We start from the raw sequence: 14,729 nt of genomic DNA on the forward strand, positions 1-14,729 counted from the left end.
CCTGGCTAGGTTCCGAGCCTTAATTCTTACGATAGTTCAAGCACCGGCATACCTTCGATACCATCGACTATCGAGAAAATAACGATGCGGCCATTGTTGAATATGTACGTTCGATGCCTCTTGACGACGGAGTCATCCCAGTAGCAGGGATCGGATTGGATGTTCATCCAACCGAAGTCGGTCGATATAGGCCAGAAGTGCATCCGGCCATCGTAGTTGGAGCGTGGCAGCCCGCTGTGTTGATCTTCAATCTCATCCAAGGTGCGCTTAATGAGATTAATCGCGTCCTGGCGAGAAGTGGGGCGTGGTGCCTGCTTCAGCCTTTCAAAGAAGAGCTTCATGCGTTCGGGTTTGCGCAATGTCGTATTCATTTCAGACAGCATCCGGTGTTACTTCGTCGCACGTTGTATCCATTTCCGATTCACTCGTACAGTGTATGGAGGGCGCGCGTGCAGAGGCATGGGCCACTGCGAAAGCGCAAGGGCTCAATCCGGTCGGAACGAAGGCCGCGGCACGGGTCGTCGACGACCACGGTGTGTCGGGCTTTATCGAGGTTGCGCCGTACAGCGGGATTGTTGAATGACGGGTTGGCAACACTCTATCTATCGAGTTGCGCTGCCGCGTCCTGTCGAATATGGCCCGAAATGGTCAGTGCTTACCTTGAGCCTTCTCTATCGTATGGCGCCCGTATGGCGCCGTTGCGCCTATTTTTTGCCGTTCGCACTTGGCATACAGTCTGCTTTCGGACTGTAGGTAGGGAGGAAACATGGGATGGATCCAATGAAGCTGATACACACCCAATGAAAGGGACTGCGTGCCTGGGCCGGACGTCACCGCTTGGCATCGGTGACTGCACATGAATTTCAACAGCCTTCTGGAAATCGAAACCCGGCTGCGAGATCACTTTCGAAGCCTGGCCCTGAGCAAGAAGCACGATGGCGGCAGCATTCCGTCCTTTGCTCTCGAACACCCCCTGACTGAGACTGAGCGACGCGCATTAGGACAAGCATTGTCGGAGCAGTTGGGGCGCGATCGAGGGTTAACCCAGCGATTTTGGCTCTCCTGGGTTGTTCACGCGACCGAGCAAGGCTATGAGTTCGCTGGGCTCCAATACTGGCCAACTTTCGCAAAGCGAACGCCCAACTGGGAACGGTTCGGCGACTCGGCCATGCTCAGGAAACTGTTCGAGCGATTCGCCTCGGAGTTTTTGGGCGTTCGCCCTCGCGGTGTGTGGGCCACCCACTATTCCTATATCAGCTGGCCAGTCACCAATGCCATCGTACCCAAGGACCTGCAAGTGCGCCTTGCAGAGTCCATTTATCATGCCCGAAATCAGCTCCGTCATTTCATTGGGCGCTCCCACGAGTCGCTCGGCGAGCTTATTCGCGAACATTCGTATTACTGCTCGACACGCTACAAACACTTTCTCGAGCAAACAGCACTTGTTGGGCAAGTCGTGCATGCGCTCATTCAGCAAGACAATGGACCCACGCTGATTCAAGCAAACGCTTTGAAGCGGATCGTTGAAGACATATCGACTCGCGCGCAAGCACGGGAGTGGCTCAGCGATGCGCGATCGAGTTACCAGCGCGCGAAGATCCGTTTGGTGTCGCACGATAAGTCATCTCTTGACGACGCGACAACGGACGATCCACCCGATCGGCGAGCGCGATCATCGATCCCGCGACTTCAGTCATTTCAAATAATCGTTCGCCGAACCGTTGATGGCTTCCACAAGGTCTGGTTGGCTCCACCATCATTCCAGGGGCTTTGCGATGAGCATCCGTCTCTGCGGGCAATTCTGGACAAGTCGTGCATAACAATTGGGTGTCATGGCGAACGTTCATCACCGGCGCGTTCGCTTCTGTCTCCGGCGCCACGTGAGTGGACATTGAGCCGCTGGCCGACAGATGGCGAAGCACTCATCGCGTTTGAGCCCCAACTACCAATCTTGGAGTCCATTCTTACAGGCAGCTGCAAATTTCCATCGGCGACTATTTGGCTGTTTGTCGTCCATGCGGATGGTTCGGCGACGTTGTGTCGCGACCCCGTTGTGCATTCAGACGACACGTTCCTGATTGCATCTCGCGACCATCGAATGATTGCAGCGATTGGGACTCCGATAGATGTCCAATGCGATGGCGTCGCGATGGTAAAGGTGACCATGCCAACGACTGCTTCTTCGGAAATGATTATTCAACTGAAAGCGCTTGGGATTGGCGTGAGACGCCGCATCGATATTGCACCGGCGGGACTTTATCCGCGCCGATGGTCACAGACGGGCGAGAGTGAATGGCTGACATCAGAGAGCGTCACGCTCGCGGTGAAGCGTGAGCACGAATTCTCGCTTTTGGGCTTGGGGTTGGATGGTGGTTCAGAGCAACAGCTAAAGTTGACTGACGCGGAGACGGCGCTTATTTCGTTGGGTCATTTGACCGCCGGTAGCCACACGCTTTGCGTCAACGCTTACTCGGGCGAAGTGGGGCTTCTCATGAGGCGAGAGGCGCATACGTCGCTTCATCTGCTCGTGCGTACCCCGTCTCCATGGGTGCCATCGCGCATCTCAACGGAGGAGCTGATCGTAACGGCTAGTCCGGAGGATCCGAGCATCGACGATCTTCTGTCAGGGCGACTCACCGTTTCAGCTGATGGTTTGCCAGCGACTCAAATACGCTGCCGACTGATTCTCACCGACGACAGAGGCGATAGAGGCGTTGAGAGTGAACTCTTTACGACCACGATTCCTTTCACCGAGGCCTTTTGGTCACAACACCTAGATACATTCCTCAGCGACCACGCGATCGACCGTGAATTTGTCTCGATGACTGAGGGCTGTTTGGAGTTTGAATCGGCCCTCTTTGGTGTCCACCGAATGGCGCTGGCTGCGCGAGTGCAACCGCTTCGATGGATGTTGGATCGGGATCGAAACGGCGGTACGTTGACTCTAACGAACGAAGGGGTTGGCGAGGAGACAATTGCGTTAGAGCACTATCCGTTTGCCAGTCCGTTAGTTGGTCAACCGGTCGATCTGCGAAGCGCCTTATCGGGTATCAACCTTGCGGAGCAACGGGGTCTTTTCGTCGCGCGATCCTCAACGGCATATCAGGCGGTCGTGATAAGTCCATCCCAGCCCGGAGGTGATTTCAGCACGCTGGCTGATCCTATCGATCGTCATTGTTGGGACGGCCAAAACGATCTTGTGACGGTCGTCGAACGGTACAAGTTATGGAGCCAGGCGCGCGCCTCTAACGCCTTGGCGCGGCTGCGTCAGTATCACGTCCTTGGAGCCATTCTCAGACACGCGCATTCGCTTGTCTGCGGCGACTCATGGGTCGCCGCAGAAGAAGAGCTTCCCAATGCGCCGAGCGATAAGGACTGGGATCAGCTTGAGCGTGCGGTGGAGCCTAACGGGCCTTTGTCTTACGCGATCAGCCTTGGCAAGGCTTGGTCAACACAGCAGCAATCTCACGAGTCACTTGAGCAAATGCATCACCGCATTTCGCTCGCCTATAAACTAGTGCCTAAACACAGCGCTACGACGACAATTGCCTGGCAGGTGGCCGACGACGTAACGGAGTTATCGCCCGAATTTGCCCTGACTTTGGCGTCTACCGAGCCCAAGGCATTTGCGACACTTGTCCGCGGAGCCAGGCTACTTCACCTGTTCGCTGATCGGCGCAGGGGAAAAGACGATGACTGAGTATGGTTTCTCGGTGATCAGTGCAAGCGACGCACAGGCAGCGTTGAGAACGGATCTTCATCTCGAAGGCGCTGACAGCAATGATCATTTGGCGCTTATCTCGCAGGCACTTCGGCGGCTTTGCGGAATTCTGTGTCCGTGTTCGTCCCAACGAATTACCGATCGAGCTTTCGCCTCGTTGCGTGTGGTGCATCAGGACCAGGGTACTCTGCACGATGAGATCAAATTCGTCTTGGAAAGCCTGCTGGTAGCAGGTGACATCGTCGAGCTTGGCACCGGCTCAGTAGCTGATGATGCCTGTCAGCAGCTTGTCCACTGTGCACCCCCCAGTTATCTGCGTCTCAACACCAGGGTTTATCTTTTCGGAATTGCTGCTGACGATGCCCCGTTTCTTCCTTCGGGTGTTGCCTCGCGCGTCGTCGCAGAGGGCTCAGCACGCTATATCGATACGGACCAGCCTGATCACGTTTGCGAACAATTATTCGCTCTCGGGCTCAGAAAGATGACGTCAGAAGAATGGTTTCGCAAAGCGAATTATGGCAAGGCCTCTCACTTCCTCGCACGAATGCGCACGCGTCTGGAGGAACATGGTGTGGACGGAAGTCTGGAGGGTGTGCGCGTGCTTGAGCCATCTGCGGGTGGATGGAAAGGCTACCCATCTCGCTGGGTCGAGCCGGCACTTAGAACGGGGCTACACCTGATTCGTGCCAAGCGCTCCTTCGGCGCAGATGCCTGGTTATTGGCGAGCCTTCGGGATGGGGTTGTTGAGCGATCGATCCCCCTGGGTGGCATTGACAACACGATGACGCGTTCATGTGACGTCGCGTGGCTGACGCAGCTCGCTATGGATGCCACGGCAGGACACCCCAACGGCTACCGCATCGTCAAGGAAAGGGATGGCTGGCGTCTCACCCTGAACTTTCCGCTCCCCTTGAATGCCATACGCCGGCTTCTCCATTGGGGCGGCCACATTCATAGCGCTGTTGACCACTATCAGACATTTTGGGTGCCCGATGACGTGCGCGATGTCGTCGAGCGCTTTTTGCAAGAGCAATGCTGGATGCAACTCAGGTCTGATTGAAGCCGCACGACAAGGAATCGCAATGACCACAACTACCATTCATGGCGTTGGTGCGGCACTACATGACGCGCTGATTGAATACATCGAAGCGACATATCACATCGGTGACCCTTCGCTGGTCAAACAGCGACGAACGCTCTTGGAGCGTGAGGGCGTTATCTTTCAAGCCCCGTATCTTGAATCCACGCCGCGATATCAAATCGGGTGCACGTTTGAGTCAATCGAAGGACTCCCTTCGGCTGCGCGTGACGTACTCAAGGTGCTTTCAACACCGCTAGACAATGGCAGGCGCGTCCTGCACAACCCTCCCTACACGCATCAGAGCGATGCACTCACTGAGGCGGTCATTGAGAAACGAAACCTGCTGATCAAGACAGGAACAGGCTCGGGGAAAACCGAGTCGTTCCTCATGCCGATCTTAAGCAGGCTGGCCATCGAGGCATTTGAAAATCGGGAGTCGTTCCAGCATGGCGCCATGCGAGCGATGATCCTGTACCCGATGAATGCGCTTGTGAACGACCAGCTCGGGCGACTTCGCGCCATGTTCGGCGATGAACGCATTACACGACTCTTCCGGCAATGGGGCACTCGCCCTGCGCGCTTTGCACGCTACACAAGCCGAACGCCCTATGCGGGTGTTCGGTCAAAGCGAAAAGACCAGCTGAAACTCAAGCCTTTTAACGATTTCTACATCGACACCCTTCGTGCGGCGGCCGACCCCAGCGAGAGAAATCACGACATTTCCGCGCGCCTTGTCGAAGCGCTAAAGAGTCGCGGTAAGTGGCCAGCGAAGCCTGACCTGGAAGCGTGGTATGGACAGCGCGATTGGCAAGACGCCCAAGGAAACTTCATTCGCGCCGTCACCTTGCCCAGCGATGCAGAACTCTTGACACGGCACGAGTCCCAAGCGGGTCCGCCTGACCTTATGGTCACGAATTATTCGATGCTCGAATACATGCTGATGCGCCCGGTTGAAGCATCCATCTTTGATCTAACACGGGATTGGCTGGAGAAGTTTCCTCACGAGCGCTTTACCATCGTTCTGGACGAAGCCCATCTTTACCGGGGATCTGCAGGCGCCGAGGTGGGCCTGCTTCTGCGCCGCCTGCGAGATCGATTGCGCCTTCCGATCGAGCGATTCCAGATCATCTGCGCAACCGCAAGTTTCGAGAATCCGGAGGGCGCCAAGCATTTTGCATCGCGGCTTAGTGGCGCACCCGTTGAGTCGTTCCGGATTATTGAGGGCGACCTTCGTTTTCAGGAGCAGGCAAGAGCTGCAACGCACGAAGAAGCCGATCTACTGGCTTCCTTGGACATGCGGTCGTTTTACGGCGAGGACATGGGGTTACGTCAAGCAGCCATCAAACCGGTGCTGAACTTCATGAGCGTTACGCCGTCGGGTGATCTTGAGCGTGATTTACACGCCGCCTTACAGCACTTTGCTCCCCTTGGTCTTGTGATCAACACGACGATGAGAGAGGCATGCGACATTGAAGCGTTGGGTCGGCAGATTTTCCCATTAGCGCTACGAAACGTGGCCGATACTGCGCTCACGAATCTTTGCGCGCTTGCCACCAGCGCCCGATTACGTGAGGGCGAAGCTAGCTTGCTTCCATGCCGCGTGCATACATTTTTTCGCGGCCTAAGGGGGCTATGGGTCTGCATGGATCCGCAATGCTCAGCTGTAACACCGGAATTGCGCGGGGTCGCAGGCAAGCTTTATTCGCAGCCGCGCGATCTATGTGAGTGCGGTGCGCGTGTATTGGAGTTTTTTACTTGCCGGCTATGCGGCACCGCGTACGCGCGTGGTTACTGTACTAACCCTTTAGAGCCAACCACCATTTGGAGGGAGCGCGGCGCAACACTTCGCGTCGATGACGGTGAGACAGACGATTTGCATCCGATCGACCTCCTATTGACGCCGCCGGTTGATCACAACGAGCAAGGCCTTGCTACCTACGACCTCGTTACCGGCGTCGTGGACGGTACTCATTCGACGAAACGCACGCGAGATGTTTACTTGTCCCCGCAAGCGCATCCTGACGAATCCGACGACGATGATGACGATGATGACGATTTGTCGTTGGGTGCTGCGGCACAGGAGCCGGGCATATTTCACATTTGTGCGGTATGCACGCCCAAGCGTCGACGTCGCACGTCGGTACAGGACCATGAGACGAAAGGCGATCAACCGTTCCAGGTCTTGGTGATGCGGCAAATTCAGGTTCAGGCCCCTGGACCTCAGCATGAAAGCGCGTTTGCACCACTTAGAGGTCGAAAGGTTTTGACCTTCTCGGACTCGCGGCAAGTAGCTGCGCGGCTGGCGCCCAATTTGCAGATGTTTTCATCCCGCGACGCACTGCGACCGCTAGTGGCATTCGGCTGGAAGCGCGTGGCCTCGATTCCGTCTCTACAGCCCCGGTTGAGCGACTTGTATGCGGCATCTCTCATTGGAGCGCACGCGCTAGGTGTCAGGCTGCGGCCGGAACTCAAGCCAAACGAGAACTTCAAGACCTACAGCAGAGTGGGTAGTCTTCTCAGCAACGGCGGCTTTGATGACGACAACACGATCGCCAAAATTTGTCATGAGCTCCGGGAGGACAGTACGCCGCCCCACGCTCTCCTTGCGGATATTCTTTCCACGGTAAAGGATCGTGCACGTGGGTTTGAGGCCATCGCGATTGCATCGGTCATTGAGCGCGCCGATGTCACGCCGCAGATAGTGCAGTTGCCGAACATAGCGGGGTTGGCGGAAAACGATGAAGACAAACTACAAGTTGTGCGGGCGTGGTTGCGAGATTGCCTATTGTCCGGATTTTGGCTTCCCGCGATGCCCGCCCAGTGGCTGATGCGCCACGAGGACCGAAACGTTCGTATCAGTGCGCTCACTGTTGGATTCCAACGTTTCTTGCGCAAGTTCGATACAGCTGCAGCACGGACAGCATTCAAGAAGAAATGGCTGCCAGATCTGCTAGGTATTTTTGCCGAGCCGTTCGATGGGGGCCAAAGGTTGAAGGGGCTGCAGCTGACGCTGCAATTAGATGGTGAGTGGCAACGGTGCAGCACCTGCAAGTCCGTGCATCGTCCGGTGCGCACGCTCAACAAGTGTCTCGATTGTGGCCGAGGCACCGTAATTCCCCTCCAGCCCGATACCGACGAGGTCTTTCTTACCCGCAAAGGTTATTTCCGCAATGCGGTGACCAACGTGCTGGGACCCCATCCGCAGCCTCCGATGTCGATTGTCGCGGCGGAGCATACCGCCCAGTTGAACTCCTCGGAAAACGCGGACATTTTTTCGAAAGCGGAGATCAACGAGCTTCTCTTTCAAGACGTTGATCTAAACGTAAACACCAACGTGGAGACTCAGACCGCGATTGATGTCCTTTCAAGTACCACGACGATGGAGGTCGGCATCGACATTGGTCAATTATCGGGCGTGGCGATGCGCAATATGCCTCCCGGGCGGGCGAACTACCAGCAACGCGCGGGTCGCGCAGGCAGGCGCGCCAATGCGATCGCCAGCGTGGTCGCTTTCGGTGGCTCGGACACGCATGACGAGCACTTTTTCAGTAACCCTGCTGGCATGATTCGAGGGCCAGTCGTTGATCCCACCCTATCGTTAGAAAACACCGATATTGCGCGGCGTCATCTTTACGCGTTTTTGTTGCAATGCTATTTGCAGGATCGGATATCGGCAGCCAATCACGTCAATCACAGCGAGTTGTTTTCGGTACTTGGCAAGGTGGCTGAGTTCCTGGTGCCCACCAACATCCCTGGACGTGACGATTTGGAAGTGTGGCTCAAGGTCAATGAGGTTCGTCTACGTCAACGCGCTAACGAATGGCTTCCAACGCAAATTCCCACGGCAGATCGGGAGGCACTTCTTTCCGACTTCGCTGCGAGCTTTCTCGCCACACTCGACAAGACACTGCCGAAGAAAGCCGCGGTTCTTTCCCTCCCCATCGTGGCGGACTCACCCGACGAGGAGTCTACAGAGCTGTCCATTGAGATACCTCTCCCTATGGGTGAAGCGGCTCCTCAACAAGACGAACTGCAGAAAGGATTGCTGGCTTCGTTGCTCGACAAGGGTGTACTCCCGAAGTACGCGTTTCCGACCGATGTTGCAACGTTTCACGTCTTTGATCTTGCGAAGTCCAGTGACTACCACCCCGTTTTTGCCTTTACGCCGTCCCAAGGCACGTCCATCGCGCTTACGCAGTACGCCCCTGATAAGCAGGTTTGGATCGCGAATAAGTGCTATCAATCCGGCGCTTTGTACGCGGTCAATCGCCATGACCGATTGCACGAATGGAAGGTGCGCAAGCTTCATGCAGAGTGCGAACGCTGTGGCTACACCGAGCTGAGCGAAATCGATGAAGAACATAAGCCTGGCGCCATTCGTGACTGCCCGGCATGCAACGGCCAACAGTCTCTAGGGCCTGCTCACTCATGGCTTCGTCCTTTAGGGTTCGCCCACCCGGTGGATGAGCCGCCGCTCACGTCGCCTGAAGAAATACCAGAGACGTCTTACGCAACGCGGGCCAAACTGACCATGCGTGCTGGCGACGATGTTGCATGGATCGGCGTAACGCCACACGTTCGCGTCCACGACACACGGCAGCATCTCATGGTGTCCAACGTGGGCCCAAAGCGACTGGGCTATTCCTACTGCGTGCCTTGTGGGCGTATTGAAGGTGCGGCGCACCAAGAGGGACGCTTATGGGAGCCGCATCCCAAGCCTTATCCGGACAGCGCCGAGCCGATGTGTGCGGGTAGCCGAATGGCCAAAGGCGTCGTGCTCGGTACTGACTTCATTACAGATATCGCACTGTTTTCGCTCCAATTGGGCGGCGCCGTACGTCTGAAGCCTGCCGACACGATCACCCACACGGCCATGCGAACGCTCTGCGTAGCGCTGTCGCGTGCTGCCACCGAATTGCTTCAAATCGAAGCCGGCGAAGTTCTTGCCGAGTATCGACCTGCCATGTCCGTGCGCGGATGCGAGGGTCTGGAGTCGGAAATATTCCTGTACGACACGCTGCCGGGCGGTGCGGGGTTTGCCAGGGAGGCCGCTCAGAAAGGCGTTGATCTGTTTCGTAGCGCCAAACAAATATTGGAAGGCTGTCCGGATGGATGCGACTTTTCGTGTTACCGCTGCTTGCGTGATTTCCGAAATCGCCTCGATCATGGATTACTTGATCGTCACGTAGGGGCAGCGCTCGTGGACTACCTGCTGACTGGTTCGCTCAGCGAATTCAACCGTCTAAGGTTGGAGCAGTCTTCCGGTCTTCTATATGAAGACCTTCGCCGGCAGCCTTCCCATGGGCTGGGGCTAAAGCAACTTGGTGACTTCACCGAGAGCGATGGCACGCGCCATATCCAGCCAATTGAAATCACAGATGCCAGGCAGAGAAATTTCATCTTGTCCGTTTCTAACCCGATTTCGTGCGAGTTAGACCCACGTGACATCGTCGGCCCCAACGGGCCAGCCATCCTCTTGCCGGTCAACGAGATTGTGATACGTAGAAACTTGGCGGCGGCATCGAGCGGCGTGAGACAGGCGATAGCATCGTCTTAGTACCGAGCTGTTTGTGGTGGACAAGTCGACGAGCGATGGGATGCGGTTGTTTGGCTAGACGTCTGACAAGCATTGCGAAAGAGGGCGAAATTTGTTGACAGTTGCCTCGGTAGCTGGCCAAATACACCATCGAAAAACTGAGGGGTTTCTGTGGCCGCTAACCTTGCAACGGTGCGGCGTCTTGTTGAAGCGCAGCAGGCCATCGCTGCGCACCCTCGGGTCATTGCGCCCCGACGTCCCGGAAGGGTTACGGCAAGAGCGCTGCGGGAGGATATCGAACTGTCATGGCGTCTCTGTCGCGAGGCCATTGCGACAGGTGACAAATCCACTATTCGCGAATTGCATCAGGTCGCCAAGGAACACGACACACTAACCAATTACAACAATCTCCGGTCTGACCTAAAGCGTTTTGGAAGCTACTTTCCTTCCTGTGCGCACATTGAGCCAGAGCTCATCGACCCCGTACTCATTCCCGTGCGGCCACGTTCCCTGGAAGAGCGCCTTTTCAAAGTCGTGCGCGGTTATTGGTCGATGCCGTACTCCAAAGGGTATGGGCGCCGCCTCCGCTTCATCGTCATGGATCGCCATCACGAAGCGGTTGTGGGCATTATTGGATTGCAATCGCCTTCAGCTGACTTGGCTTGCCGTGACGATTACCTGGGCGTGGCAAAGGCAGACAAACTCAAAGTCGTCAACAACACGCTGGACGCTTACACCATCGGCGCTACACCAACCTATGCACCGCTGCTTGCAGGGAAGCTTGTCGCAGGCATGCTCCATGCGCCGCTCATACAGCAAGAGTACTGGCGAACTTATGGGAATAAACGTACGACCCAACTTGAGGAGCGTATTCCCCAGCCGCTATTAGCCATCACGACGGCCAGTGCATTTGGGCGCAGCTCCATCTACAACAAGTTGCGCAACGAGGACAGGCTGCTCGCGAAGCCGCTCGGATTTACGAAGGGATTCGGGACCTTCCACCTTGAAGCACTTTACCCTCGCATTGTTCAATGGCTTGAGCGACGTGATCGTTGCGTTCCTGGTGGCTTTGGGAATGGTCCAAAGATACGTTGGCAGAACATCATGCGCGCATTGGGTGACTTGAAGATCTCGCGCGATTTCCTCGAGCACGGGCTGCGTCGTGAGGTGTTCATTTTTGAACTGGTCAACAATCTGCAGGATGTGTGTCGGCATGGCCACATTCCAGATTCAGCGCACTTTGATACCGATCAATGGGTCAGTCATTGGAAATCGAGATGGTGCCTGCCGCGCGCTGAGCGCGATCCAGGCTGGTATGAGACCGATTCGCTAGGGTCTTTGAAACGAGCCCTCGACGTCGTTTGATAGGTAGCAGCTATGCGGCTGACGAGGCCCCAATCGCCACCGTCTAAGACCTATCGTCGCGCTGGATTTGGACTCCTTCGCGTAGCCGTCTCAATCCGAGATACAGCTATCTGGCAGCATCAGCTTTGGATGGGTTGGTTGTCGCCTAAAATGCGTATAGAACGCTCTTTTATAAGAGATTTCTGCTATATTTTGACGTGTGACCAGTCGCTTGGCGATCAGGGTCGAACCTTTCTCGAGATGCCATCATGACCTCTTCTTTCGCTACCGTAACCGAGTGGCAAGAACCTCAGGCTCTTGATCTATCGCGGGGTGACGTCTCGGCTATTGCCGTCAACGTTGCAAAGCAGCTTGGGTACGAGCCTGGTTCAGCGCTTGAGCCGATTGTTAAGAAGCTTCGCGGCTCCCTTGCTTACGGCGAGGACGACGGCGGCGATTCGGATTCCGGATCCATACGGATCGGTCCAAGCGGCTTTACGATTTACATTGCCCTCGACACGAGTCCGTTGCGTGATCGCTTCACGATCGCGCACGAATTGGGGCATTTCATCCTCCACTATTTGTACCCTAACCAGCATAAGGGCGCCGATATCAAGTGGCTCAGGGCCCAGCGCTATGGCTCTGGACAGGTGGAGTATGAAGCGAACTGGTTCGCCGCTGCCTTCTTGATGCCCACCGAGACGTTTCGCGAAAAGCACAAGGATTTCGGTGGCAATCAGCTTCGTCTCGCCGAGTACTTTAAGGTCTCTCCGCAAGCAGTAGGTGTTCGCGCCAAATCGCTAGGCCTGGAGCGCTAATGGTCGCGGATCAGAGCGCATCGGCCCCAGCTGTTCAGAATCTAAGGAAGACTCTCCAACCAAAACTACGCTTATTCCTTAGCGCAGACATTGTTGGTTCGACGGCGTTCAAGCAGCGCGGCGAAGATGACAGTAGTAAGTGGTTCGACACGGTTTGCCGCTTCTATCGCCTCGCAGAAAGCGTCTTTATCCGGCGATGGGAGGCCCCCACGCAGCTCACTGAACTGTCACAGTATAAATCTGCTCTTTTTGGTGACGAGCCGCCGGAGCTTTGGAAGACAGTTGGCGATGAGGTGCTGTTCACTAAGGATCTGACGCATCCAGCTCAGGCCATGATGTGCGTGCGTATCTGGATGGATGTGCTGGAGGAGCTCAGGGACTTCCTGCTAAAGGTTGACGGGAGGTCGCTTGACGTAAAGTCATCTGCTTGGGTAGCTGATTTCCCATATCGCAACAGAGAAGTCGTCCTGCGTACTCGCGCTAGCGAGAGCGCTGAAAGCGAGGATACCCTCGACTGGGCCAACGATTGCTTGCTTCAGCAGTATGCGCAAGATAAGACGGGGTTGAGTCGCGATTTCATTGGGCCGTCCATTGATACAGGCTTCCGCTTGGGTTCGAGTGCTTCTCCGAGGCAACTTATGCTGTCACTCGAACTTGCACACTTGCTCAGTGGCGAGGCTGCGAAGTTCGACGAACCGATGTACAAGTTAAGCCCCTATCGTCTGCCCGCGTTTATTTATCGATTCGCGGGTAAGCAATCTCTAAAGGGGGTGCTTGACGGTACGCCTTACCCCCACATATGGATAGACGCGAGCCCCGATAAGCCTATCCATCGCACCGAAGATGCGTTGGCGGGGCGACTCTCGCCGTCCCCTACTCAGATTCACGCGTTTACATCTTCGTTCATTGCGGAGCATCCTGGGAAGTTTTGTACTGGGCTGGATTTCGTCGGTGCGAATCCTCCTGCGGAATACACGCAGTACTGCGAGCGCATGAAAGAACGCGTCTATAACCTTGAAAGAAAGTTCATCGAAGTCGAAACGGCTAGAACGGAGCGCCATCAATCGGACGCGTTCCCGGAAGAATCTCCATCAGCCAGCGGGCTCGACGTCGCACTTCAGATTGAGCAACCAGATGAAAAACCCACGTAAGTCGCCATTTGGTAGCAAATGTCCCAAGACAGTCGGGGTCAATCTCACAAGGATTTCTTGGCGAATCGGGCAGTTAGGGGTCGACTATCGATCTCGGCCTGATTCGCCAAGAATGGAGAAATGAGATGACCCGGACGACGCTGTTTGAGCTGGAGCTCACCTGGGGGCAGTTGACCCCCATGAAGGCTTGATTCAAGCAGAGTAGGATCACCCTACCGCCTGTTCCTTGTTCATGGAGTCCGACATGCGTGAGTTCCTGCTAGGCATGCGCGACGGCTTTCGCAAAGGCAAGGCATCGCCGTGGAGCGTGGTCGTGGCCGGCTATTTCGCGCCGTTTACGGGTCTGGCGCGCACGATTCATTTGTGGATCGAGCAGGCCATGGATGAGGCACAACGCCAGCACGATCAAAAGATCATCGATCAGCACAGGGACTCTTGAATGGGCTCAGCTAAGGCCCTGTGAGCCCGTTTTCGACACCGGCACGCTACGCTGCGGTCGTTCGTTCGTCGATTCCACCAGAGCGCATCCTGCACGCCCCACTGCTGCAATGCGATGCCCGCGCGCAGTGAACCTAGTTAGGGGCTCGGCGACCAGCCTGCACCTAGCGGTAGCCTCTCCGGATCGAGCGTCCCACGGCTCCCAGCCGTGGCGCGCTACGTAAGCTGCGCCTTCGCCACCATCGGTCGAATGGCCGATATGAATGGCGTACGCAGGTATGCGTAGGTTGGTCGGCGCGAGGTGCTCATCCGCGCCCACCCATCCGTGACCGTCGGCGGACAACTTATGCTTTACGGTCGCGGCCACTTTATGGTTTTCGGCACATTTGATCGGCCATGACAACATGGCCGAATGGTTTCGGCTTGCAGCCGCAACCAGCTGCAACCGTTCAGTCTTAAAGCCAACTTTATTCAAGCCAAACTAATCAAATAAGAACGACAAGTTAGCGGCTATTTGGGTGTTTCGTACGAACCGCGAACACCACCGACGTCCCCCCGCTTTGAGTAGCGGGCCGGTTTAGAGTCCGGTGTCACTTTAACTGTTTCGCATAGGCGGCAGGTGTCAGCCCGCCCAACGCCT

8 protein-coding genes are annotated in these 14,729 nt (G+C 56.0%); 7 read left to right on the forward strand and 1 reads right to left on the reverse strand.

Annotated features, from left to right (window positions below; translation table 11 throughout):
- Positions 1–26 precede the first annotated feature (26 nt).
- Positions 27–371 carry a hypothetical protein gene (locus HDE76_RS18530; protein WP_184509729.1) on the reverse strand — a complete coding sequence of 115 codons (345 nt, stop codon included), beginning with the start codon at positions 369–371 and terminating at the stop codon, positions 27–29.
- A 485-nt stretch (positions 372–856) separates the two neighbouring features.
- Between HDE76_RS18530 and HDE76_RS18535 the strand changes: the two genes are divergently transcribed.
- The 7 genes from HDE76_RS18535 to HDE76_RS18565 all read left to right on the forward strand — a co-directional run bounded on the left by HDE76_RS18535 (position 857) and on the right by HDE76_RS18565 (position 14,090).
- Positions 857–3,700 carry a hypothetical protein gene (locus tag HDE76_RS18535; RefSeq protein WP_184509731.1) on the forward strand — a complete coding sequence of 948 codons (2,844 nt, stop codon included), beginning with the start codon at positions 857–859 and terminating at the stop codon, positions 3,698–3,700.
- Positions 3,693–4,781, forward strand: coding sequence for a hypothetical protein (locus HDE76_RS18540; protein WP_184509733.1), 1,089 nt, complete (start codon positions 3,693–3,695; stop codon positions 4,779–4,781). The genes HDE76_RS18535 and HDE76_RS18540 overlap by 8 nt, the downstream gene beginning before the upstream one ends.
- Positions 4,726–10,359 carry a DEAD/DEAH box helicase gene (locus HDE76_RS18545; RefSeq protein ID WP_221262478.1) on the forward strand — a complete coding sequence of 1,878 codons (5,634 nt, stop codon included), beginning with the start codon at positions 4,726–4,728 and terminating at the stop codon, positions 10,357–10,359. The genes HDE76_RS18540 and HDE76_RS18545 overlap by 56 nt, the downstream gene beginning before the upstream one ends.
- A gap of 150 nt (positions 10,360–10,509) precedes the next feature.
- Positions 10,510–11,703: a Druantia anti-phage system protein DruA gene (locus HDE76_RS18550; RefSeq protein WP_221262479.1), complete on the forward strand. Its 1,194-nt coding sequence runs from the start codon at positions 10,510–10,512 to the stop codon at positions 11,701–11,703.
- A gap of 248 nt (positions 11,704–11,951) precedes the next feature.
- The gene (locus tag HDE76_RS18555) at positions 11,952–12,500 is read left to right on the forward strand and encodes an ImmA/IrrE family metallo-endopeptidase (protein ID WP_184509735.1); all 549 of its coding nucleotides are present in this window, start codon (positions 11,952–11,954) and stop codon (positions 12,498–12,500) included.
- Positions 12,500–13,651 carry a hypothetical protein gene (locus tag HDE76_RS18560; RefSeq protein WP_184509737.1) on the forward strand — a complete coding sequence of 384 codons (1,152 nt, stop codon included), beginning with the start codon at positions 12,500–12,502 and terminating at the stop codon, positions 13,649–13,651. The genes HDE76_RS18555 and HDE76_RS18560 overlap by 1 nt, the downstream gene beginning before the upstream one ends.
- A 244-nt stretch (positions 13,652–13,895) precedes the next feature.
- Positions 13,896–14,090, forward strand: a complete 195-nt coding sequence (locus HDE76_RS18565) for a hypothetical protein (RefSeq protein ID WP_184509739.1) — start codon at positions 13,896–13,898, stop codon at positions 14,088–14,090.
- The last annotated feature ends 639 nt before the right edge of the window (positions 14,091–14,729 follow it).

Origin of the sequence: Rhodanobacter sp. ANJX3 (genome assembly GCF_014200755.1) — a bacterium.
Classification (GTDB): domain Bacteria; phylum Pseudomonadota; class Gammaproteobacteria; order Xanthomonadales; family Rhodanobacteraceae; genus Rhodanobacter.

What these genes read in the sequence shown, in the direction of transcription:
- HDE76_RS18530 (WP_184509729.1), bottom strand. Translation starts at nt 371, where the DNA reads ATGAATACGACATTGCGCAAACCCGAACGCATGAAGCTCTTCTTTGAA.
- HDE76_RS18535 (WP_184509731.1), top strand. Translation starts at nt 857, where the DNA reads ATGAATTTCAACAGCCTTCTGGAAATCGAAACCCGGCTGCGAGATCAC.
- HDE76_RS18540 (WP_184509733.1), top strand. Translation starts at nt 3,693, where the DNA reads ATGACTGAGTATGGTTTCTCGGTGATCAGTGCAAGCGACGCACAGGCA.
- HDE76_RS18545 (WP_221262478.1), top strand. Translation starts at nt 4,726, where the DNA reads ATGTCGTCGAGCGCTTTTTGCAAGAGCAATGCTGGATGCAACTCAGGT.
- HDE76_RS18555 (WP_184509735.1), top strand. Translation starts at nt 11,952, where the DNA reads ATGACCTCTTCTTTCGCTACCGTAACCGAGTGGCAAGAACCTCAGGCT.
- HDE76_RS18560 (WP_184509737.1), top strand. Translation starts at nt 12,500, where the DNA reads ATGGTCGCGGATCAGAGCGCATCGGCCCCAGCTGTTCAGAATCTAAGG.
- HDE76_RS18565 (WP_184509739.1), top strand. Translation starts at nt 13,896, where the DNA reads ATGCGTGAGTTCCTGCTAGGCATGCGCGACGGCTTTCGCAAAGGCAAG.